Origin of the sequence: Cocleimonas flava (assembly GCF_004339015.1) — a bacterium.
Lineage (GTDB): Bacteria > Pseudomonadota > Gammaproteobacteria > Thiotrichales > Thiotrichaceae > Cocleimonas > Cocleimonas flava.
In genome coordinates this window covers 452,413-474,965 of record NZ_SMFQ01000005.1, presented here as the reverse complement: position 1 = coordinate 474,965, position 22,553 = coordinate 452,413, and the positions used below count along the sequence as shown (strand labels likewise).

Genomic DNA, 22,553 nt, shown 5'->3' with positions numbered 1-22,553 from the left:
CTAAAGTGGGAGCTATTTTGTAAATAGAAAAGAGATGAGTTAACTAACGCTTTAATAATACCTTTGCCATCTCCCGACCTAATATACGGTGTGACTGTGCACTAAAGTGAACACCATCGACTGGGCTCGATTCAATAACACTGCCAACATCGAAAAACTCACAACCTAGTTCATCTGCTATTTGTGAATAAGAGGCTGCGAAAGCACGCGATTTTTCAAAACCATTTTGACGCAACCCCAGTCCATCTATTCCTTTCTCAGTTGGTGGTGGAGCCATCAAGATAACCTCAGGTGCTTTGCCCTCTATTCCAGCATCACTTGCCTGAATCATCTGTACTAAGCGCCCCGCTGATTTGGCAATTTCCGCTGCTGAAACACAAAATCGATCTTTTAGATCATTTGTTCCCAACATCAGCAGCACTATATTCAAAGGCTTTTGTGAAAGTAGGCATGGCTTTAAATACGAAAGACCACTCATTAATCCATCGACGGGATCATCCCAAACGGTCGTGCGACCATTCATTCCCTCTTCAACGATTTCATAATCTGCACCTAGTTCACTTAACATCACTTGCGTCCAGCGCGTTTTGTTATCAAACCGTTGAGACGTTTCGGGATCATATCCCCAGGTATTAGAATCGCCAAAACAGAGTATTCTGATCATTGTTGTTCCTCAAATGTGTTAGAAAGAAGGGGGAGGCTTTTTAATTAGATTTTAAACGGATTTAGTTGTTTTGTGGTTGTTTGTTTTCTTTCTTGGGGGAGGGAAAGGGATTAAAAAAGTGCCTCAAAGTAGGGGGGTGTCTTTATAATAGTAAAATTCATCACTAACTAGCAGTTGTTAATAATATTTTTCTAAAAAATATTGCGCTTTTCTATAATGATGATGTGAAATAAAAGCATCCTCAGGTTGTAAGGTTCCGGGAAACATGAGAGGAGCTATGTGTATAGATTCATCATTGCCAATTCTAGATGATTTATGCCACCAGGTCTTTCCATCCGCAGAGATTCGCATAGCATCGATACCTTCATACCATTGTCTGGTTCCAAAATCCCTTTTTGCCAAGAGCTTACTTCTTGAACAAGCATCAACAAATGGCTTGTGTTGAAGAGATAACACGTGACCGAATTCATGAACCAAACCATTTACATATCTTTTAAAAGCTTTTGCATCATCTGCAACCGACATTGTAATCAGTCCTTGTTTTGAACTTAAGTCTGCCACTGTTCCCCCACCACCACCTAAGAGAACAGGAGGACCTAGTAATACAATGATATGTGCATTACTCTCTAGGTTGTTAATAACGTCTAAAATCTTTTTCCTTTCACCTATCTCAGCTTCAATTATTTTTACAGTTATATCTGAGATTGTTGGAGGTTTGCATCCTTTTGTATACCAATTCATCAAACTTAAATTTATATCAGGTGGGTCGATAAAAACAGGTGGATATATATCAATTGTCTTAACTGGAAGTATCTGCTCTGCATAAATTTTAACTTCATGGGCATATTGATCGATTAGTTGTTTAACATGCTGTTTGCTCAACTGTGTTGGTATATCGCTTTTAGTATTAGGGCCGTAGCGACCATCATCAATAACGAAGAAAGCTACGTTTAAAGTTGGTACTAAGTCCCATTTTGGTGTACTACAATAAGTATTATAACTTGATTGGCCGCCGACTTTATCATCAACGATTAGGCTGATATTTTCGACTTTGTAATCGTTAGGTAAATAGGGAAGCTCAGCGGCTTCTTCATTGCGTAATCTTGGTTTTCCCCAGCCACTACGTCTATCAGTTCTTGTGTATTTATGCAAAATGGTTTTGATTGCCTTTCCTTTTTTATATAAAGATACTTTTGCTTTAAAGTCTTTGTATTGAGCATCTTTATGTACATCATCATATACAGGCCAATCAGCATAGATTTTCATCAATGCAGGTTTGCCTTCGATAAGAGGTGCGTTTTTCACGCTTTGATACACGTCACAACTTAAATTACTGGGGTTGCCGGAATCACTCGAAAAATCTATCTTTGTCCAAAATGACGACTCTTGCCAACCTGTACCTTGTTCATCTATAAGAAGGCTTCCTGATGCTGAACGTACTCCATTTTCTCCAGTTTTGACTCTGACTGTATACCTGATACCAGGACGTAGTCTTTTGTTTGGTACAAATTCTATTTTCTTCTTATTTAATATTATCTTACCTGGTGCTTTGATAAAGTCACCATTGGCATTGGGGTAACCTACTTGAAATGTTTGATCGTTAACGCTATCTATTTGAAGATTATCATTAAAGTTGTTTCTTATTATAGGCCGAGGCATTACTAAATGTTTTTGTCCTGATTTAGGGTGACGTTTTATAATTTCTAAGCCCTTCTCTTTACAAGTTATTGGGCTAAAAATTGTATCTACAATACCACGATCTCCAAGAGTTACACTGAGATCACCTTTCACGTTGATAGATATTTTTTTTCTATTTTCAATTGGAAAAGGCCCAATATATCCAGTAAGTTTGCTATTGATCTTTCCTAATATATAGTTACCATTTTTTACGGTTAAATCTATAGTGCCACTGTTCATAGAAAGCTCTGCGATTTCACCAAAACTGTGTAGTGGTTTGTTAAAACCTGCAGAACTACTTAAGGGATGGAGGTTTGTTTTAGCATATAAATAAGTCTTAATATCAGGGTAAGCCGCTAAACTAAATCTTTGCTTTCCTTTAAATTTATAGTTTGCACCATTTTTTGGGAGATAGCCTAAATTAACTAATAACAAACCGCCTACTAAGTTGGTATCATCCCAATAGTTAATCCACACTTGGCAAGTACCATTTCTTACTGGTGCCATAAAAACGCTTGATGCTGTGCGTTCGGCTGTCGCGCTAATCTTTGCAGATATACTTCCAGATACTTTCAAATTAACTTTATTGCTAATAATATCTGGGGCTTTTAACTCATCTTGTGTTTGTTCAACCTTTGCAGGTTTTTTTGCAATTACCCTTACTGTTTTTTTGCTGGTATGCGTTAATCCAAATTTATTCGTTACTTTTAGTTTAGTTTTATAAGTTCCTGTTGTTGCATATGTGTAAATTAAAGAGTCTAAGTTTTCTCCTTTTTTTTTGTTCCCATCGCCAAAATCCCATTCATATGTCAACATTTGATCATCTGTTGGTTCTTTGAGAAATGTAGCCGAATCGAATTTAAGTCGAGTGGGTTCATCTTCATTAACAGGTACTACACCAAAAAAGGAATGTGGTTCTGTTGGTTTAACAGTTACAGTTTTAGAAGTACTGGCAAATACTTGATCGTTTTCATCTGTAATAACAACCTTGATGTTATAAGTGCCAGCTTTTTTATAAATGTGTGATGCATTGATTCGATCTTTCGAATTGAACTTGGAGCTACCATCACCAAAATCCCAAAAGATTTTAACCTCCTGATCTCGCTCGTACATTCCATTCATTACATTAGGAAATTCAGCTGGAATGTTGGGGATGTAACCTGATTTATTGGCTTTATTTGGCAAGTCGAAAGAAGTCAGAGTATAAGGCCATGACCAACCGAGGGTAGGAGAGTCAGTACCAATAATGTGTAATTTATCTTCAGCAATTGCAGTTGATGCATATACACAGATAACTAAACAATAAAATAACGCCTTTAAACGCTTTGATAGGCTTTTATGAATCATTGTGAACAAGAAAAGCCACCGGTAAATGTTTTTGGCTGAGTGGCTTTACTTCCTGTTGAAGGTTTTAAACTTAAATGGAATGTATGTTCGTCGTTCTTACTTTGCAGAAACTTACCTTTTCCACTAAAAACCTTACCCTCGCCGAGACTGATATCAAAATTGGGTGATTCTAGTGTGCCAGTAATTTTCATAGAGGTTTCATCATACTTAGCAGAGACATCTATTGAGATTGTATTGTCATCAGCACTTGGATTTCTACATTCATTGAATGTATCAAGATGATATGACTTCATTTTAAGTGGAGGGTAAGTATTACGTGCCATAAATGTGGCATAGGCTTTGGGTTTCACTGTGTTTTTCTTTGACTTTGCCTCATTAAGTTTTTTGCGAATCATCGTATGAGCACCGGACTCAGCCTCTTTTAATTTTTCTGCACTGACCTGACCTGAACTATCTACTCCATCATTTTTTAGTGTTTTCTCAGATACGGATTTTTTATCATAAAAACAATTCAAAGAAACCACGGAAGGTGTTTTACCAATCAAACTCCCATTTTCCCAATGTTCAAATGAATTTCGGTAATAAAAACCCTGGTTTTCAAACCATTTAATTTTGCCTTGGCTTTTATAGCTAACCGTATCACTGATATCAATTACCACATTGGCGCTTTTTAATCTGCCAGATATGCTCATTTTAGGAAATGGGTTACTCGCATCTATAACAAGCGCAGCATCAAACTCTCCCGTTTTTTCTTTTGGTGCAGAGCAGTTAACCAGCTTATTAAAAACGAACATTTTTTTATTATCACCATCACCTAGCATGACTGCTGCAGGGTATTTTGGTTGTTGAGCGTAGCAACTGTTGGCTATCATTATTGAAATAATTATCAATAAAGTTACTTTAATAAAGCTATTTTGTGCATACAACATTATTTACGCTCCTCACAAATAATCCTATATCTATAGTAAATATAGAACATTTCATTAACTGTGATTGAGATAATGACACTTTAATAAAAGCTTAATATACCTGAACTAAAACAATTCTAGAGGAAATGCATATAAAGGTGGGGGAAGCTCACAATTCAAGTCTTATGATGCATTTTTAAATAAGCGATATGATTTTTATTCGTTTCTCTTGAGCGTTCTAATTCTAGTAGCTCTATTTTCTCAATAAATTCATATACTTCAGATATTGAAAAAATTACTTCTTTTTTAGACTTAATGTAATCGATGTAGCCTTTATCTAAGACATTCTCAGGCATTTGGGTTTTGAATGTACTCTCACCAGTAAAGACAATTACTGAGTGGAATTTATCATCTGTTAGTTCGAGCATATGCGCTAATGCTTTTATGTGTTTATAGTTTTGATGTAATGAGTTCTGAAACTTAAATTTCTTTCCAAGTAAAGATTGTGTCCAAATTTTCTGTCGTTCGCCACCAAATATCCAGCCTTTCATATTCTTGGTTTCAATCACGAAAATTCCATATCGAGAAACGATGACATGATCTATCTGGGTGGTGTGATCTAACACCGGTATGGTTATATCTTTGATGAGATGATATTGAGCTTTGTTGAGTTTTTTGTTGATCGCACGGTTTACGATTGATTCACCAATCTTACCTTTGAGGGTGGGTGATTGAAGTTGTATAACGACAATTAAAAGTATGACTATGATTAGAAATACAAAGATAAACATTATGTTATTTTTATAAATTGTTTGATTTTTATTTTATGCCACCCCCCTACTTATGGGCGTTTTTTCTGATAATTGGTTTGTATGGAAAAAGGGGCTGTAAGTGGGGAGGTGGCTTTTCTAGGCTCCTTAGGAGCTAGAAATGACACGTCAAATAATCGAATTATCCGTTTAAAAAAACTAAACGGTAAGTTCGCTAAAGTTCGTCGTAGATTCCGAAAGGAATCGTCGACGTACAGTGTTTGCACTTGTAATAATATTTGCTACTAGAACGGATTAAGTTTTCGCTGCCTTGTGGCTGTTTGTTTTTCTCTAATTAACGAGAAGGGCAACGAGATACCTTTTTATCTACAGCAATAAAAACGTATCCCAGCCGAGCATCGCGAGACAACGTTGGAGCGTAGAGACGACGACCCTTTAGGGAGAGACGCAGTCGAATAAAAAGTGCCGCCAACTAAAGGCGCCCCTTTAATAACAAAAGGGGCATTGCGTTTCTCAGAAATAATGGGGATAAAGGGAATTCGCTACGCTCAATTAACCTTCAATTTGATCCATTATTTCGTGTGATACCCATAATTTTTTGATGAAAGGATTAACATAGAATTGGTGCAAAGAAAGTGTTCATAAGTAGGGAGGTGTCATTTATTACAATGGCCTTACATTATCTACTGATGAATGGTTATTCTTCAGGTTTTTACATGTCCTCGCTTTGTTCTATAAGCTTTTTTATTGTTTTTTATCTCATCTAGAAATTTTAAGCTTAATTAGTTTCTCCCTCCTTCCTATTAAAACCCACTACCTCAAGTGTAAATTTCTCAACATAATCAATAAGCTTACCAACTGCAGCTTCTGCTAAGTCCTGATCTGATTTAGATATCGCATCTGCAATATCAGCGAGAGTATTTGCCATTTGACCAAAATCACCATATTGCTCTTGATGTAATACCCAAAAACGACGAGTTAGACCTTTTACTGATGTCAAAGCTCTTGCCGCGAATGAATTGTCAGCTGCTCTCAGCATTAACGCAAAAAACTCTGAATCTAATTCGGTCATTACTTGTTGCTGCTTGGTTTGTGAGGCTAGTCTAAAACCATTGGCAATTTCAGAAAATTTTTCGCGTTGTTTTGCAGATGCGCGTTTTGCAGCTGATTTGGCAACCAAAGTTTCTACTGCTCGCCTTAGTTCTAAAGATCTAAACTGCTGGGTATAATCTATAGGGCATACTTGGGCTCCTCTTCGAGGTATTATATTTAAAAGCCCTTGATCTGATAATCTTTGGATGGCTGATCTAACTGAGGCACGCGAATGACCTGATACCTCAATAAGATAAGTTTCAGAAACCCACTGCCCTGGTTCTAGCAAGCCATTAACTATCATTCTTTCTAAATCAACTAGAGCTTCGTCTCTCATCTTGGGTGACTTCTGAATATTTTCATCCAAATTGTTATTGTCAGGTATTGATTCTTTCACCATTTTAAATCTCCTCTAAAAGCTTCTTATGGTGTAAACATTATTTAATTACTAACATGTTAACAATATTTTATGACATTTCAAACTTGACTTGTGAAATATTACAACCTATCATCAAATCACTAACATGTTAAAGCAATATGTTAACATGTTATGTAGCCCTAAAGTGAAAACCAAAGGAAAGAAAGCATGAAAAGTCTAAAAAAGCTGACCTTGTCAGCAATCCTGATCGCGACAACTACTGTCGGCGTATTTGCACAAGAAGTTGTAAAAGTTGCTGAACCTAACTGGGCATCTGGTAGGGCTATGGCTGGCTTAATTAAGGTAGTCATTGAAGACAAGCTTGGAGGTAAGGTAGAACTTGTTCCTGGTACTAACGCCGTAATATTCAAGGCTATGGATCGTGGTAAAGGCGAAATAGATGTGCATCCAGATGTATGGCTCCCAAATCAAGCTAATTTCACTGATGAATATGTGGATCAGAATAAAACAGTTGTATTGAGCGAAAATGGCTATGAAGGCTTTTCTGCATTCTGTGCTCCAAGAGAATTTGCCACTAAAAATAAAATCAAAACTGTATTCGATCTTGCTACTCCAGAAATAGCAAAATTGATGGATCGTGATGGTGATGGTATGGGAGATATTTGGATTGGTGCCCCTGGTTGGGCTTCTACTAAAATTAATGCGGTTAAAGTCAGGGATTATGGAATTACTAACTTTTACAAACCTAGTGAAGTTGAAGAAGAAGTGGCTACAGCTTCTATAGCAAATGCGTTGAAGAAAGGTGAAGGTTACGTTTTCTACTGTTATGCGCCTCACTATAACTGGTTTGTATTCGATATGGTTCGACTTGAAGAGCCTGCATATGACCCCGAAAAATACGATATGAAACAGCCTGCAGAAGATCCTAAGTGGTTTGAAAACTCTAAGGTTGAAACGGGAGATAAGCCAAAAGATATTCATGTTGCTTACTCAAAAACACTTGAATCTCGTACACCTTCTATAGCCAGATTTCTTAAAAAGATTAAAGTTGATACTGATCTCGTAAATAGATTTACCAATGAAATCGTAGTCAAGAAACGCCCTAGTGAAGAGGTCGCACGTGAATGGATAGCTGCAAATTCTGACCGAGTAGATGGATGGTTAGGATTGAAATAAGTAGCGTCACTCATGAATCCTGGTCTTTCCTATACGAGGTGGGACTTGGATTCATGACATAAATACTGAAGTGTCAATTACCGTATATTTATAAACGGGAGAGAGGATTTTTTGTCTATTAATCAACAAAAACAAGAGTTTCAAGACGAAGTAATCAGATTGAATAATGTCTGGAAAATTTTCGGGGCACAACAAGAAAAAGCAATGTCTGCTGTTAAAAAGCATGGCTTGTCAAAAGCTGAGGTCCTCGAAGAATTTGACTGTGTAGTTGGTGTAGCAAATGCATCATTCTCGGTAAAACGTGGTGAAATATTTTGCATCATGGGATTATCAGGTAGTGGGAAATCAACACTAGTTAGGCATGTAAATCGATTATTAACACCAACATCAGGTGAAGTAGTTGTAAGTGGTCTAGATATTCTGTCGTTAAATGACAGGGAGTTGTTAAAGGTTCGAAACGAAAAAATTGCTATGGTTTTTCAAAACTTTGGCCTACTTCCTCATCGATCGGTCAGAGACAACGTAGCAATGCCGTTGGAAATCCGAGGACTTTCACAGAATGCTCGTTGGAAAGCTGCTGAAGAAGCACTTGCATTGGTTGAACTCTCAGAGTGGAAAGACAAGTTTGCTCATGAATTATCTGGTGGTATGCAACAACGCGTAGGTCTAGCTCGTGCTCTCGCCGCTGATGCTGATGTTCTGCTTATGGATGAGCCATTCAGCGCATTAGACCCACTTATTCGGCGACAACTGCAAGATGAATTTATGCGACTTGCACATAAAATGCGAAAGACAACTCTCTTTATTACGCATGACTTGGAAGAAGCTGTCCGTATTGGAGATCGTATTGCGATTATGAAGGACGGTGTCATTGTGCAAACTGGAACACCCGAAGAAATCATTATGAATCCTTCTGATGAGTATGTGATGGAGTTCGTCGCGGGTATTTCACGCATCAATCTTATACGTGCTCATTCCCTGGCAAAATCTCGCAAGGAGTATGAAGCTAAACACGGTGTTTTACCTGAAGACGTTTTAACAGTGTCTGGTGATGAGACATTGAAACAAATCATTGTAAAAGCGACAGGAACTGAAGGTCCAATTCTAGTTCAAGACGAAGATATAGGCACTTCAGGTGTAATTACCAAAAATGACATCTTGAACGGCGTGATTATGGGGACTGAAGATTGATGAAAAATAAATTAGATGATGTGATCTCGGAAGATATGGATCATCAAACTCAAATTAAGGAATTCGTGACAGTTCGTAGCGACTATTATGAGGGACAATTTAAGTTTATTGGTGACAAACGTGGTTTCGCATATACATGGAACTGGATGGCATTTGTTCTTGGCTCTATTTGGTTCGGAATGCGAAGCCTCTGGGCTTATTACCTGCCGTTCGTAGCATTGGAAACATTAGCGGTAGTCCAGTTAGCAAGAGGGATATGGGGAGACCTTGGAGCCCCCATTCTCGCTCGTCTCCCAGGTATTGAGAGTACCCTTCAGAATCGTTATCAACAACTCGCTGAAGCAAAGTTAAGTGCTCCAGACAATGTTGCTAGTTTTGAGAGTTCGATTGCTTCGCTTGAGCGTGCTGTGAATGGTATCAAAGCAGATGCTGTAGCTGCGAATGCTACTTCTCTTCAATTAATTATATTGGGTTTTATTGGTCTTTTTACCATCAAAACTGTTCAAGCAATTCTTGCAAATCCCGCTCTGCAATCACGTTTTTCTAAGTGGTTGTCGGATCAATCTCTTGGGAATGGATTGAATACCCAAAAAATTGTTTTAGCATCGACATTAACTGCAGTTACTTATATTACTTGCTCGCTTAAGTTTGGTTTTCCTGAAGTATTTCCGTCTCTTTTAACATTCCCAGCAGACCCGCAAGTCCAATCAAGTGTTGCCGAGGCCATCAAAACATGGATGAACAAAGCGGCTATTAGTACAGAATGGTTTTTCGATGGATTGACATTTGGGATCCGAAATGTTCTCGATGCACTCGAAACTATTTTTGTTGAAACTCCATGGCCTGTTATGTGCGGCTTTATTTTATTGCTGACGGGATTGTCGGCTGGATGGAGAGCGGCAATCTTTACCGCAGCTGCACTTGCTTATTTAGGATATCTCGGTTTTTGGGATAAGAGCATGATGACACTTGCTCTTCTTGGTACAGCTGCTTGCATTTCAATATCACTTGGCATTCCCTTAGGTATAGCGTGTGCAAGGAACCAACATCTTTATTCAATCGTACGACCAATTCTGGATTTCATGCAGACAATGCCTGCCTTCGTATACCTCATACCTATCATAGCATTCTTCGGAACAGGTAAACCGGCTGCAATAGTTGCAACCATGATTTTTGGTGGGTCACCAGTAGTTCGACTTACCGTTTTAGGTATTAGAGGTGTTCCTAAAACGGTTCGTGAAGCCGCTATGGCATACGGAGCCAGTAAAAGGTATTTACTCTGGAAAGTGGACTTACCCTTAGCGATGCCGTCGATTATGGCGGGTATAAACCAAACAATATTACTTAGCCTCGCAATGGTTGTGATCGCTTCGCTTATAGGTGCAAAAGGCTTGGGAGAAGATGTTCTTGAAGCCCTTCAATATGCATCAGAAGGTCAAGGCATTCTTGCTGGCCTCGCAATATTATTCTGCGCGATGATTTTAGATCGCATTATTCAAGGTAAAAGGAGATAAAAAATGTCTGTAACCGTAGCAATGTTTATTAAGTATGAGAATGATAAAAAATTAGAAATGCTGTCGACTCCTAATGATAGAGCCGCAGTTTCTGAAAAAGCTGTTGGAGCAATGGGAGGTAAACTCCTTCACGCTTATGGTACATGTGGAGAATACGACATGATGTTTATTTATGAGATGCCTGATATGGCATCGGTGGCAGCTAATATGATGTTAGCTGATGCTAGTGGAATGTCTAAAACTCACAGAATCATTCCACTATTTAGTAATGAGGAATTTTTAGCCGCTCAAGAGAAAGCTGGAAACATGAGAGATAGCTACGCTACTGTTACTGTCGACCATGTAGCGGAGAAAAAATGACAGAAATACTATTTTATGGTGGGCCGATTATAACAGTTGATTCTACACATATTGATCCAGAGGCCGTAGCTGTTGCAGATGGAAAAATTGTATGTGTGGGGTCCAGACTGGATGCTGAAAAATCGCTCTCAAGTAAAGCCCATTGCATAGACCTTGAAGGGAAGTCTTTACTCCCTGGGTTTATAGATGCGCATTCTCATCCACTATGGGCGGCAAAAACACGAGGTGCACCCGTTGTTGATGTGAGAGCAGAAACTGTACCAACCTATGCCGCTCTAATGGGGAAGATTAAGCGTAGAGTGGCGGTAGCAGAGCCCGGAGAATATCTATTATTTTTTGGCCTTGATGCACAATTGCATCCTGATATGGAATCACCGAGTAGAGAAACATTGGACGAAATTGCACCAAATAATCCAATCGGTATCCAGACCTCAAATTGTCATGCACTTTATTTAAACTCAGCAGGTTTACAAGCATGCGGAATAGATGAAAACTTTGAAACCCCTACAGGCAGTATTATTGAGCGTGATGAAAATAAACGTCCAACAGGTAAAATTGCAGAAGCAATCACCTGGAGCACCTTAGAGTATTTTTATGAAGCATGGGGAGATATTCGTTTATCCGAGGGTTTTGCTACCACGGTGCAAGAGTTTGTTGAAAACGGTATTACCACCACAACAGAACACCTTTACATGCCATTCTATAAGGTTTATTTTCAAAATGCCTTAAAACACGGTTGGGCCATGCCTCGCATTGCTGCATACCAACAGGCAACTACATCTGATATGGCTGTTGAAAGCTTATCAGAGGGGGATGACCGTTTATGGATGGCAGGTGTTAAAATACATGCTGATGGTTCTCCCTTTATAGGTAATATCTGGTTGACTCAACCATATCTTGAAAATGAAATTACGCTTCATCGAATGGATTTAAAACCTGGGCATACAGGCTCCCTTAATTATCCCCAAGACTATTTCGAGGAAATGGTTCGTACCTATTTTTCGCAAGGGTGGCAAATGACCGTTCACACTCAAGGCGACCGAACCATTGATATGGTTTTGGATTTAGTTGAGGTGCTACTTAAAGAGACACCGCGTCCCGATCACAGATTCCGTTTAGAACATTGTGCATTAATGCGTGAGGATCAAATCGAGCGAGCAAAAGAATTAGGCGTGATTTGTAGTTTCTTCATCAATCATATTACTCATTGGGGTGGGCCGATTGAAGATGCGTTATTCGGTCCAGAAAGAGCAGCACACTACATGCCTGCAGGTACAGCAGTAAAGAAAGGCATGCGGATTAGTCTTCATGCAGATACACCAATGACAGATCCTTCAGCACTTGAGTTGATGAAAGCAAGTATGACAAGAACAGCAAAGGATGGACGCTGCCTTGGTCAAGATGAATGTCTTGATGTTATGACAGCACTAAAATCAGTCACTATAGATGCCGCTTTTCAAATTGGAATGGAAGATAAATTAGGATCAATTTCAGTAGAAAAACATGCTGATTTTGTAATTCTTGAAAGTAATCCATTAGAAACAGATGCCGCAAATATCGCAGATATAAAAGTAGTCTCAACATATCTTGCAGGTGAACGGATTTGGCATAATGATTAAGAGCAATTCTATTCGTTTACCTATTATAACAATCGGAGGGTTTCTCGGGGCTGGTAAAACGACGCTTGTGAACTCTCTTCTGTCGAAATCAGAAGGAAAAAGGTTTGTCGTATTCGTCAATGATTTTGGTGCAATAAATATTGATCATGCTCTAATTAAAACAGTAGAACAAGATCGTATCTCTTTAAAGAATGGATGTGTATGTTGCTCTCTTAATGAAGACCTAGTGAAATCCATTAGTAATTTTTCTAGTTCAAAAAAACCACCTGATGCAGTCGTTATTGAAGCGAGTGGTGTCTCTGATCCTAGGGCACTAGATAGTTCCTTCAATATGCTTGAAGCATCGGGGGCAGCATTCTTAGATACGCGTGTTTATGTATTAGATGCAGAAGGGTTTGGAGGTCTAAATTACGAGGACTCTGAGCTTATCGTTGATCATGCCGTTGCAGCAGATTTAGTATTATTAAATAAGTGTGACCTTATAACACTAGAAAAACTCAATTTACTAAAAAGTCTTATAAGTGAATCTGCCCCTTATTCCAATGTACAAGAAACAACACATTGTGAACTGCCGATAAAGATAATTCTAAGTGATAATCACTTTTTGGGAAGAAAGCGTAATGTTCATTTCTCTGAAGTTATTAATCATGAAGAAAAATATACGCAATGGAGTTGTGAAACAGATTCTTTAATAGATAGGGATAGTTTTTTGCAGTTTGTTAATGAGTTCTCTCAATATTGCTTTCGTTCAAAGGGTTTTTTACGATTTTCAGATGAGCCTGATGAATTGATTAGCTTTAACCTTGTAGGTCTCAGAGCAAGTTATGAAAAATTAGGAAAGCGCCCTTCATTGTCGTCACAATTAGTGATGATTGGCCGTCGTGAAATAATGAATGTCGAAGTCTTCAAAACTGGCTTCAATGATATACAGGTTATTTGCTAACAGCAAAATATCAGCGATAAGTGTTATCAATTCTCAATAAATTGATGTTTAGCTTTATGAAAAAAATCATTTCATCTTTAGATTTGATGTATTCAATATGACCTGTGTCCAATACATACTCAAACATTTTGATTTTATCGTTTATCGTCTAAATTTTAATTTTTCTGTTATATGTATTATTAGTTAGAATAATTATTAAGTATAAAAAAAGCTGGCGATGCCAGCTTTTTTTATACTTAGAAAGTTAATTTTTTATTATTGTGGTTTATAAATAAAATCAACCCCAATCAAGCGCCCCACCAGTCTGATACTCAGTCACACGCGTTTCAAAGAAGTTCTTTTCCTTCTTCATATTTGCTTGTTCGTCTAACCATGCTGAGCGGTTTTGTGCGCCTGGGAAAGGCTCTTCCATGCCTAACTGGCGTGCGCGGCGGTTGGCGATAAAGCGGAATTGCTCGATGTGGTCTTCGGCTGTGTAGCCTAAGATTGGGTTCTTTAAGATGTAGTGCGAGTAGGCTTGTTCTGCCGCTTCTGATTCATCCCACATTTCACGAATGGCTTTTGGGTCTAGCGTTACGTTGTTTTCTAGCATGATCTGCTTTACTACGCGGATACCGAATGACGCATGCATTACTTCGTCACGCATGATGTATTGCAACTGCTCTGATGTACCTTTCATTAAGCCACGACGTTGTAGCGAGAAGATTGGTGTAAAGCCGTTGTAGAACCATGTGCCTTCGAAGATACCTGCGAAGAAGGTGTACGCCATAACAAATTCATTAAGGTCGTCAGGATTCTTTAGGTTCATGTCTGAACGCATCACTGAATCTAAACGACGGTTAGCGAGTTGGATTTTGCCATTGATCGCTGGTACGACTCTGTAGCGATTGTAGATTTCGCTTTGGTCAAGACCGATGGTTTCGATACAGTGCTGGTATGTCCATGTGTGTAGTGCTTCTTCGTATACCTGACGTGCCTGATAAATCTGTAGCTCTGGCGCTGTCATTTTTTCCATCACGGCTAGGCCGATGTTACGCATGGCGAGAATATCTGAAGTCGTTAGGTAGGCTAGTACGTTTTCGTAGACGTGTTTTTCAGCATCGTTTAGTTTGTGCTGGTAGTCTTGTACATCTTGCGCCATGTTGATGTCTAATGGCGTCCAGTGGTTTTTGTTTGCGTTTAGGAAGTATTCCCACGCCCACGGGTATTTGAACGGTGCTAGCTGGTTTACGTCAGCTTCGCCATTGATTACGCGCTTGTCGCTCGCTTTAACGGGTGCAAGTGAGTCTGCAATTTCTACCTGATCGCGCTCGATGCCTTCAATCGCTTGTTCTGCTAATTTAGCATCTGCTGGCGATGGTGTAGCCGCTTCTGGCGTTGAACCAGGAAGTACCACACCTTTTTCTTCTAGTGAAGAACCGTCAAAGTCCATACCGCCTAGTACACTGCTAGTTGCATAAGATGCCGCTAGTGATTGTGGCTCGGCCTGTACTTCTGTTGTCTGAGCATCAGCTGTTAATGTATCAGCTGAAGGTGGTACCGCTGCCGTTGTTGGTGTCGACGTGCTTAGTGGATCGTCCCAATTGAGCATTATATGTTCTCCGTTTCTGACGTGCGTTGTTAGCTCGCGCTTTGTTAGCCCGTAATGTTGTTGTTTTTGTAGGGCGGTGTGATTTTGACTTAGTCATAAAAAGTTACCGCTTCCTTCGTTGTTATTGCAGCTAACTAATGCGCCTTTCACCCATCTGTTGCGTTGTCCTGCGACTTCCGTTGCTCACGTACTCAATGTACGCTGCGCTCCGGTTTCTCAGACGCCTTGCTTATGGGCGAAAATCACATCATTTAGATGCAATAAAGTTAAAATGTCGCTTCTCGATTAAAGGGGAGAAGCATTCCCTTCGATGTTCTATTTGTTTCTAATTTGTTTCTTTTCAAAAAACAGCCCCAAAGTAGGGGGGTGCCTTTTGATACGTACTGCTTGTGGCGCCTGAATTTGTATTGGTAGCTAGGCGCAAGGTTCTCGAAAGCTGGGAGCATACAATGTGTATGTGACCAGTTTGAGAGGTCCTTGCAACAACGCTAACGATGCAAAGGCAGGTGCCAGATCACTGGCATGCGTCGCAGTCTGGGTCTAGTATCGAACAAGCCGCTGGCGCTGCAGACCCTACCGACTCAGGCGCTTCTGGTGCAACATTCTCACGAACATTACTGCTGCTTTCCTGTGTCTTTTCCATTGCTGTGGCACCCATCGAACGTAAGTAGTAAGTGGTTTTAAGACCACGTACCCATGCTAATTTGTAGAGGTTGTCGAGTTTAGCGCCCGATGGCTCTTGCATGTATAGGTTCAATGACTGACCCTGATCGATCCATTTCTGGCGACGACTTCCTGCTTCAATCAACCAGCGTGAATCAACTTCAAACGCGGTTGCGTATTTCGCTTTTAGGTTCTCTGGAATACGGTCAATCTGTTGTACGCTGCCGTCGAAGTATTTAAGATCGTTGATCATTACTTCGTCCCAAAGACCCAGGTCTTTAAGCTCGTTAACCATGTATGGGTTAATCACGGTGAACTCGCCAGAGAGGTTCGATTTAACAAACATGTTCTGGTAAGTCGGCTCGATTGACTGGCTGACGCCACAAATATTCGAGATAGTCGCTGTCGGTGCAATCGCCATGGTGTTTGAGTTACGCATGCCGTGCTCTTTTACATGCTCGCGTAGTGTGCTCCAATCCAGGCTGGTTGATTTGTCGACCTGGTAGTATTCACCACGTTGCTCTTCCATTAGCTCGATTGAGTCAATCGGTAAGATGCCCTGGCTCCATAAAGAACCGTCGTAGCTTGGGTAAGTACCACGCTCTTTTGCAAGCTCAGATGAGGTTTGGATAGCGTAGTAAGAAACCGCTTCCATACTGCGATCAGCAAACTCTACCGCTTGTTGTGATGCGTAAGGAATGTCTTGCTTGTATAGCGCATCCTGGAATCCCATCAAACCTAAACCAACTGGACGATGCTGCATATTAGAGTTACGCGCTTGCGGTACACTGTAGTAGTTGTACTCGATAACGTTATCTAGCATGCGCATTGCAGTAGTAATAGTCTTCTCAAGCATTGGCATGTCGATGCCATTCTCGGTTGTGTGAGCTGCAATGTTGACTGAGCCCAGATTACATACCGCGATTTCGTCATCGTTGGTGTGTAGCATGATTTCAGTACAAAGGTTTGAGCTGTGTACTACGCCAACATGCTGGTTGCTGTAACGGATGTTACAAGGATCTTTAAAGGTGATCCAAGGGTGTCCTGTTTCGAACAACATGCCTAGCATTTTGCGCCATAGGTCGACTGCTTTGATTTTCTTGAATAGGCTCATGTCACCGCGAGCGGCTTTTTCTTCATAAGCTTCGTACGCTTCTTTGAAAGCTTTACCTGAGAGGTCGTGTAGGTCTGGCACTTCTTCTGGTGAGAACAGTGTCCATTCGCCTTCTTCTGCGACACGTTGCATAAATAGATCAGGGATCCAGTTTGCTGAGTTCATGTCGTGGGTACGACGACGCTCATCACCGGTGTTTTTACGTAGCTCGATAAACTCTTCGATGTCTACGTGCCATGTTTCTAGGTATGCACAGATTGCGCCTTTGCGCTTGCCACCCTGATTAACTGCAACCGCAGTATCATTGGTAACTTTCAAGAAAGGTACAACCCCCTGTGATTTCCCGTTTGTGCCTTTGATATGAGACCCTAGACCACGCACACGCGTCCAGTCATTCCCTAAACCACCGGCGTACTTGGAGAGCAATGCATCATCTTTAATAGAACTATAAATTCCATCGAGACTATCAGGCACGGTAGTAAGGTAACAGGAGGAGAGCTGAGGACGACGCGTTCCTGAATTAAACAGGGTCGGCGTGCTACTCATAAAGTTAAAACTGGAAAGGAGGTTGTAAAACTCGATTGCACGTTCTTCGCGGTTGACTTCATTGATCGCCAAGCCCATTGAAACGCGCATAAAAAATATTTGAGGTAATTCAAAACGCACGTCGTTATCGGTGTGAATAAAGTAACGATCGTAAAGTGTTTGAAGGCCTAGGTAAGTGAACTGATGATCACGTTCTGGTTTAAGCGCAGCACCAAGCTTCGTTAAGTCGTAACGTGTTAGTTCTTCGTCGAGTAGTTCTAATTCAACCGCTTGTTTAATGTATTTTTTCAAGGTTGCAGGGTAGCGTTTAGCCATCTCTGCCTGTGTTGCTTCTGTATGACGACCGTTTAGGTAGGTCAGTGCTTCAGTACGCAAATTGTCTAGTAACAAGCGCGCAGCCACCATCGAATAATTTGAATCTTTATCGATGTTGACGCGCGTTGCCATTACTAACGCAGAACCGACATCCTCTTCCGGGATGCCATCAAATAAATTCCGCAATGCCTCTTTTTCGACAGTTTCCTGATCAACGCCGTGTAAGCCCGAAACGGCTTCTGCGATTACTTTGCGCAGACGGTTTCTATCGAGTGGCTTGGTGTCCCCATTTGATGTGGTGATGTTTATAGACTCTTTCTTAGAGGTCTTTTTCGGTGCAGTTTGTTCTGCTTTTTCGGCACGCGCGTGGGCGCGATCTTCGCGGTAGATAACGTATGCACGTGCTACTTTACGTTCACCAGAACGCATCAGTGCAAGTTCTACCTGGTCTTGAATATCTTCGATATGGACAACACCGCCATCAGGCATGCGACGGAATAGGTTGTCGTTAACTTGTTGTGCCATCACTCTAACGGTGTCGTGAATACGCGATGATGCGGCTGCTACGCCACCTTCGACACCAAGGAATGCTTTAGTCAGTGCAACTTCGATTTTGCTGCGATCGAAAGGCGTTACCTTGCCATTACGACGGACTACTTTGTAAACGGCGTCTTCCTGTGCAGAGGTTCTTTGCATCGTTTCGTCGATAGCATCAGTTAAGACAGATTTGTTTTGTGGGTCTTGAGAATCATCGATGACGGTATTCGCGAAATTATCGTTAGAGCCTGATTGCATGCTTTATCCTTTATTTGTGCTTTGGTGTCTTATGAGGACACTAGTAATGACGAGGTTAAAAAATTCTGTTATTGCAGATGCTGTTGCAGAGTTTTTGTCCTTGTTAATAAATGTTTCTGTCTATTTTTTGGGTAATACTTTTTGCGCTCAAAATTCACGCCCTGTTAAGGTCGTGCAATCAGTCTTTTAGTTCATCTTTAAAGCGTCTATTTGTGAGTAATTTTTTAGCAAAAATATTTCCTTATTTTTATTGAGGCAACGGTTTAATGTGTGATCATTTTATTTAAAAAATTACTGATCAGGAAATTTACTAACAGTCTGTAAATTAGAACTTCAATAAAAAGTAGCAATACTATAGAGTGTGGTATGGGTTATCGTCAAGCACAACATATTGTGTTTAAGCTTGTGGAAAGGTGTATATAATCTGTGGATAAGTTGGGTAAAAGTCCGTATCGTCAGCACAGACGCCTAGTGCTGGCGGAGTAGTCCTTTAAATAAAAATAAAATTTATTTTTTTTGCGTTAGAATTCATTCTTTATATCGTCAAATAACGCGATTTAACGGCGTAAAAATATCGAAATAAAAGTCAGTGAAATTATACGCTTTTTCTATAAAAATGAGAGGAATAGCTTAGCTTATTCATCGAGTTTTTAGTTAAAAACTGACGGATTTAAGGTTTTCTTGAAAGCCGAAATTATTTTTCGACGTTAAGTCTAAAACACAGGAATAATGGTAATTATGTCATATAAGGTTACTTTGCAACCGAGCGAACACACGTTTGAAGTTGAAGAAAATGAATTGATTTTAGATGCGGCTTTACGTCAGGGAGTTGGTTTTCCTTATGGTTGTCGAAGTGGCTCATGCGGTACCTGTTTAGGCAAAGTTGTTTCGGGTGAAATTGAATATCCACAAGGTTTGCCATTAACCGTTATGGAGCATGAACACGAGCAGGGCAAAGCGGTATTTTGTGTGTCTATCGCCAAATCTGATCTGGTACTTGAAGTTAAAGAAGTGACCAGTTCGAGCGATATAGAAATCAAATTGTTGCCGGCACGCGTTATTTCATTAAGAAAATTAGCAGACGATGTGATGGAAATGCAATTGAAACTGCCAGAGTCGGAGCGTTTGCCTTTCCGTGCCGGTCAGTACATCGAATTCATTATGCGTGATAAATCACGACGTGCTTTTTCTATCGCCAATTCTCCATCTAATGATGAATACCTCGAATTACATTTGCGCCATGTGCCAGATGGTAAATTTACCGATCACGTATTCAGTGAGATGAAAGAGAAAGCATTGGTAAGAATAGAAGGCCCATACGGAAGCTTCCATGTGCGTGAAAATTCTAACAGACCGTTGATTCTGGTTGCAGGTGGTACTGGTTTCGCTCCGATAAAAGCAATGATCGAACAATTGATCGAGCAAGCCGATACGCGCCCGATACATTTATATTGGGGCGCAAGAGCCAAAGCCGATCTATATCGCGCTGATCTGGCCGAGAAATGGGCGTTTCAATACCCACACATTGAATATATTCCGGTGTTATCTGATCTTGAGGAAGGCAGTGACTGGGAAGGTAAAACAGGCTACGTGCATGATACTGTCGCGGAAGACTTTGCCGATTTATCGGGCCATGATGTGTATTTAGCTGGACCGCCAATAATGATTGATGCGGCTAAGGCAGCATTCGCAAAGCAAGGATTGCCTGAAGATCAAATATTCTCGGATGCGTTTGAATACGCGGCTGAGAAAGAAGCTTAAGCAAGAACAAGTATCTTGGAGCTAATAGCTTGGAACTTTTATCTAATAGCTTTGCACTGAAAACAGATCGCTAAAAAAAGCCCTCAAAGTAGGGGGGTGGCTTTAGTTTAAATGAATATTAGTTTTCATCTATTGATAGCTATCAATAGAGCCAAAAAAGCCTCGGCAATAGATAACTATGCCGGGGCTTTTTTATATCTTGGATTTTCTGTCAGGAGCATCTGGCGTTGTTAATTAAACGATGAATAATCGGTGCCAGAATAATTTCCATCGCCATCCCCATTTTTCCACCGGGAATTACAATGGTATTTCGACGCGTCATGAATGAGTCGTGCAACATATTCAGTAGGTATGGGAAGTCGATCATAAATTTATTCGGGTCTTTAAATCGAATCACAACAAAGCTTTCATCGGCAGTTGGGATATCACGCGCAATAAATGGGTTTGAGGTATCAACCGTCGGCACACGCTGGAAGTTGATATCCGTTTGCGAGAATTGTGGTGCGATGTAATTTACATAGTCGGGCATACGACGCAGAATGGTATCTACTATGACTTCCTCGTCATAACCACGTTCTGCATGATCACGATGAATTTTTTGTATCCACTCCAGATTCACGCTAGGTACAACACCGACCCCTAAATCTACATACCTGGGTGCATTAATGTCGGTTGCCTTGTCGACCACAAGTCCGTGTAAACCTTCGTAGAAGAGCAGATCAGTTCCCGGTTTAATATCTTCCCATGGGGTGAATTCTCCGGATTCTTTGTAGCAACCTAATCGTTTATTTTGCATTTCAGCTTCGCTGGGGCTGTGTAAGTAATAGCGTTTTTTTCCTGTGCCCGTCGCACCGTATGATCTAAACGTTTCTTCTATTGCTGCAAAATCATTCGCTTCCGGACCAAAATGGCTGAAGTGATTGTTACCATTTTCGGAAGCTATTTTGAGGTGACTGCCAAAATCCTTTCGACTTAAACTATGTAGACTATCGCCTTCGACAATTTCCGGGTTTATTCCTTCACGTAAAAAGATATTTTCGAAAGCGCGTTTAACGAAGGTAGTCCCTGCGCCAGATGATCCGGTTACAGCAACTACAGGATGTTTTTGTGACATATAGCTCTTCTCGGTTCTGTTTTCTGGTTTAGCTATCTGATTCAACAAACTGACTTGGTAATTAAGTCATATTAAATAAACAGACTGCTTAGTCATTTGGATAATTAATGTTTCTCTTACTTGGTATGCGGAAGCGATTCTAGCGGTAATCTTTATTCACAATGGCTAGTCAGGCAGAACCCGGTCAGGTTTTGTGAATATGAACTTCTTTAAGGTGAAGAGTATTTTGTAATAATTGACTCATAAACGAAACTAAGTATTAAGTGGTGCTAATATAAGGAATGCTTATGTTTTGTAATGAGCAGGCAAAATATTACTATTCAAATTTTAAGCAGGCTTGTAAAAATCAACCATAGATATGAAGTGATATATATATATGGTTATAAATGTCTATTTGCACTGTCTATTTTTGGATAAGTGGCTTACGACAAAATTTGCTCAACTTTTTCAGAATGGTTGTTAACACTTAATTTGCTTAAAAAATATCTATAAATAAAAGTAACTATCTTTAAGGTAAAAATACATTTGAGGATGCTTTTTAGTAGGTAGTTTCCGATGTGTTTATAGATATGCGCTTAAAGAAAAACGCGCAAATGACTGATACTAAAGATTAAAAATTTAGAAAAGAAAATGACATTTTTATGTGTTTTTTAGACCAAACTGCTTGACATATTTATTTAATAAACTTGTCCACATTATCTGTGGATAACTCTGTTGATATGTTACGTATTTCCTCTGTGAGGCTATATTTTTAATGGTTTATTAACAGATTGCTTAATTTTTAACCACTTTTTATATTATGATATATATCAATAACTTAGAGTTTCATTTTGGCCGTGTTGGATAAAATAGCAGATCAAGTGACAAGTTTTGTCTACCAAATCCCAATGAACTAATCGATTGTGCATAAGCACAAACAGAATTATCATATAATAAATCGACTTAAGCCCTTGTTAAGTCGTCGTTAAGCCTTTGTTCAGTTAAGGTTCAGCAAAAACAGCAGTAATTTTCTAT

The 22,553-nt window shown here is 39.9% G+C and carries 15 protein-coding genes; 7 read left to right on the top strand and 8 right to left on the bottom strand.

Features of this window, described 5'->3' with window-relative positions; genetic code table 11:
* Positions 1-43 precede the first annotated feature (43 nt).
* From EV695_RS18640 to EV695_RS18620, 5 genes are all read right to left on the bottom strand, one after another.
* Positions 44-664, bottom strand: coding sequence for an SGNH/GDSL hydrolase family protein (locus EV695_RS18640; RefSeq protein ID WP_131907519.1), 621 nt, complete (start codon positions 662-664; stop codon positions 44-46).
* 177 nt (positions 665-841) lie between these two features.
* Positions 842-3,688 (bottom strand): PKD domain-containing protein, encoded by a 2,847-nt coding sequence (locus EV695_RS18635; RefSeq protein WP_131907518.1) that lies wholly within the window; start codon positions 3,686-3,688, stop codon positions 842-844.
* Entirely contained in the window at positions 3,685-4,617 is a 933-nt protein-coding gene (locus EV695_RS18630) for a hypothetical protein (protein WP_131907517.1), read from the bottom strand. Before EV695_RS18630 ends, EV695_RS18635 begins: the two co-directional genes overlap by 4 nt.
* A gap of 155 nt (positions 4,618-4,772) precedes the next feature.
* Complete coding sequence (locus EV695_RS18625) at positions 4,773-5,387, bottom strand: nuclease-related domain-containing protein (protein WP_131907516.1); 615 nt, start codon at positions 5,385-5,387, stop codon at positions 4,773-4,775.
* Positions 5,388-6,144: 757 nt separating this feature from the next.
* Complete coding sequence (locus EV695_RS18620) at positions 6,145-6,858, bottom strand: GntR family transcriptional regulator (RefSeq protein WP_131907515.1); 714 nt, start codon at positions 6,856-6,858, stop codon at positions 6,145-6,147.
* 186 nt (positions 6,859-7,044) lie between these two features.
* Between EV695_RS18620 and EV695_RS18615 the strand changes: the two genes are divergently transcribed.
* The 6 genes from EV695_RS18615 (at position 7,045) to EV695_RS18590 (ending at position 13,640) form a co-directional block, all read left to right on the top strand.
* A complete protein-coding gene (locus EV695_RS18615; protein WP_131907514.1) occupies positions 7,045-8,013 on the top strand; it encodes an ABC transporter substrate-binding protein in 969 nt (322 codons plus the stop codon).
* 111 nt (positions 8,014-8,124) lie between these two features.
* On the top strand, positions 8,125-9,204 hold the full coding sequence (locus tag EV695_RS18610) for a quaternary amine ABC transporter ATP-binding protein (protein ID WP_207907153.1): 1,080 nt from the start codon (positions 8,125-8,127) through the stop codon (positions 9,202-9,204).
* Positions 9,204-10,718, top strand: a complete 1,515-nt coding sequence (locus tag EV695_RS18605; RefSeq protein ID WP_207907152.1) for an ABC transporter permease — start codon at positions 9,204-9,206, stop codon at positions 10,716-10,718. Before EV695_RS18610 ends, EV695_RS18605 begins: the two co-directional genes overlap by 1 nt.
* 3 nt (positions 10,719-10,721) lie before the next feature.
* Positions 10,722-11,078 carry a GYD domain-containing protein gene (locus tag EV695_RS18600; protein WP_131907513.1) on the top strand — a complete coding sequence of 119 codons (357 nt, stop codon included), beginning with the start codon at positions 10,722-10,724 and terminating at the stop codon, positions 11,076-11,078.
* Positions 11,075-12,697 (top strand): amidohydrolase, encoded by a 1,623-nt coding sequence (locus EV695_RS18595; protein WP_131907512.1) that lies wholly within the window; start codon positions 11,075-11,077, stop codon positions 12,695-12,697. Before EV695_RS18600 ends, EV695_RS18595 begins: the two co-directional genes overlap by 4 nt.
* Positions 12,690-13,640, top strand: a complete 951-nt coding sequence (locus EV695_RS18590; RefSeq protein ID WP_131907511.1) for a CobW family GTP-binding protein — start codon at positions 12,690-12,692, stop codon at positions 13,638-13,640. The genes EV695_RS18595 and EV695_RS18590 overlap by 8 nt, the downstream gene beginning before the upstream one ends.
* Before the next feature lie 277 nt (positions 13,641-13,917).
* Here EV695_RS18590 and EV695_RS18585 read toward each other — a convergent pair whose 3' ends face one another.
* Together EV695_RS18585 and EV695_RS18580 are read right to left on the bottom strand one after the other, a co-directional pair.
* Positions 13,918-15,231 carry a ribonucleotide-diphosphate reductase subunit beta gene (locus tag EV695_RS18585; RefSeq protein ID WP_243651719.1) on the bottom strand — a complete coding sequence of 438 codons (1,314 nt, stop codon included), beginning with the start codon at positions 15,229-15,231 and terminating at the stop codon, positions 13,918-13,920.
* A 514-nt stretch (positions 15,232-15,745) separates the two neighbouring features.
* Complete coding sequence (locus tag EV695_RS18580; protein WP_131907510.1) at positions 15,746-18,664, bottom strand: ribonucleoside-diphosphate reductase subunit alpha; 2,919 nt, start codon at positions 18,662-18,664, stop codon at positions 15,746-15,748.
* A gap of 738 nt (positions 18,665-19,402) precedes the next feature.
* Here EV695_RS18580 and EV695_RS18575 point away from each other — a divergent pair.
* Positions 19,403-20,425 (top strand): CDP-6-deoxy-delta-3,4-glucoseen reductase, encoded by a 1,023-nt coding sequence (locus EV695_RS18575; protein ID WP_131907509.1) that lies wholly within the window; start codon positions 19,403-19,405, stop codon positions 20,423-20,425.
* Positions 20,426-20,636: 211 nt separating this feature from the next.
* Here the strand turns inward: EV695_RS18575 and EV695_RS18570 are convergent, their stop codons facing one another.
* The gene (locus EV695_RS18570) at positions 20,637-21,539 is read right to left on the bottom strand and encodes a phosphoribulokinase (protein WP_131907508.1); all 903 of its coding nucleotides are present in this window, start codon (positions 21,537-21,539) and stop codon (positions 20,637-20,639) included.
* Positions 21,540-22,553: the final 1,014 nt, after the last annotated feature.

What these genes read in the sequence shown, in the direction of transcription:
- EV695_RS18570 (WP_131907508.1), bottom strand. Translation starts at nt 21,539, where the DNA reads ATGTCACAAAAACATCCTGTAGTTGCTGTAACCGGATCATCTGGCGCA.
- EV695_RS18590 (WP_131907511.1), top strand. Translation starts at nt 12,690, where the DNA reads ATGATTAAGAGCAATTCTATTCGTTTACCTATTATAACAATCGGAGGG.
- EV695_RS18595 (WP_131907512.1), top strand. Translation starts at nt 11,075, where the DNA reads ATGACAGAAATACTATTTTATGGTGGGCCGATTATAACAGTTGATTCT.
- EV695_RS18615 (WP_131907514.1), top strand. Translation starts at nt 7,045, where the DNA reads ATGAAAAGTCTAAAAAAGCTGACCTTGTCAGCAATCCTGATCGCGACA.
- EV695_RS18575 (WP_131907509.1), top strand. Translation starts at nt 19,403, where the DNA reads ATGTCATATAAGGTTACTTTGCAACCGAGCGAACACACGTTTGAAGTT.
- EV695_RS18640 (WP_131907519.1), bottom strand. Translation starts at nt 664, where the DNA reads ATGATCAGAATACTCTGTTTTGGCGATTCTAATACCTGGGGATATGAT.
- EV695_RS18635 (WP_131907518.1), bottom strand. Translation starts at nt 3,688, where the DNA reads ATGATTCATAAAAGCCTATCAAAGCGTTTAAAGGCGTTATTTTATTGT.
- EV695_RS18625 (WP_131907516.1), bottom strand. Translation starts at nt 5,387, where the DNA reads ATGTTTATCTTTGTATTTCTAATCATAGTCATACTTTTAATTGTCGTT.
- EV695_RS18620 (WP_131907515.1), bottom strand. Translation starts at nt 6,858, where the DNA reads ATGGTGAAAGAATCAATACCTGACAATAACAATTTGGATGAAAATATT.
- EV695_RS18605 (WP_207907152.1), top strand. Translation starts at nt 9,204, where the DNA reads ATGAAAAATAAATTAGATGATGTGATCTCGGAAGATATGGATCATCAA.
- EV695_RS18580 (WP_131907510.1), bottom strand. Translation starts at nt 18,664, where the DNA reads ATGCAATCAGGCTCTAACGATAATTTCGCGAATACCGTCATCGATGAT.
- EV695_RS18585 (WP_243651719.1), bottom strand. Translation starts at nt 15,231, where the DNA reads ATGCTCAATTGGGACGATCCACTAAGCACGTCGACACCAACAACGGCA.
- EV695_RS18630 (WP_131907517.1), bottom strand. Translation starts at nt 4,617, where the DNA reads ATGTTGTATGCACAAAATAGCTTTATTAAAGTAACTTTATTGATAATT.
- EV695_RS18600 (WP_131907513.1), top strand. Translation starts at nt 10,722, where the DNA reads ATGTCTGTAACCGTAGCAATGTTTATTAAGTATGAGAATGATAAAAAA.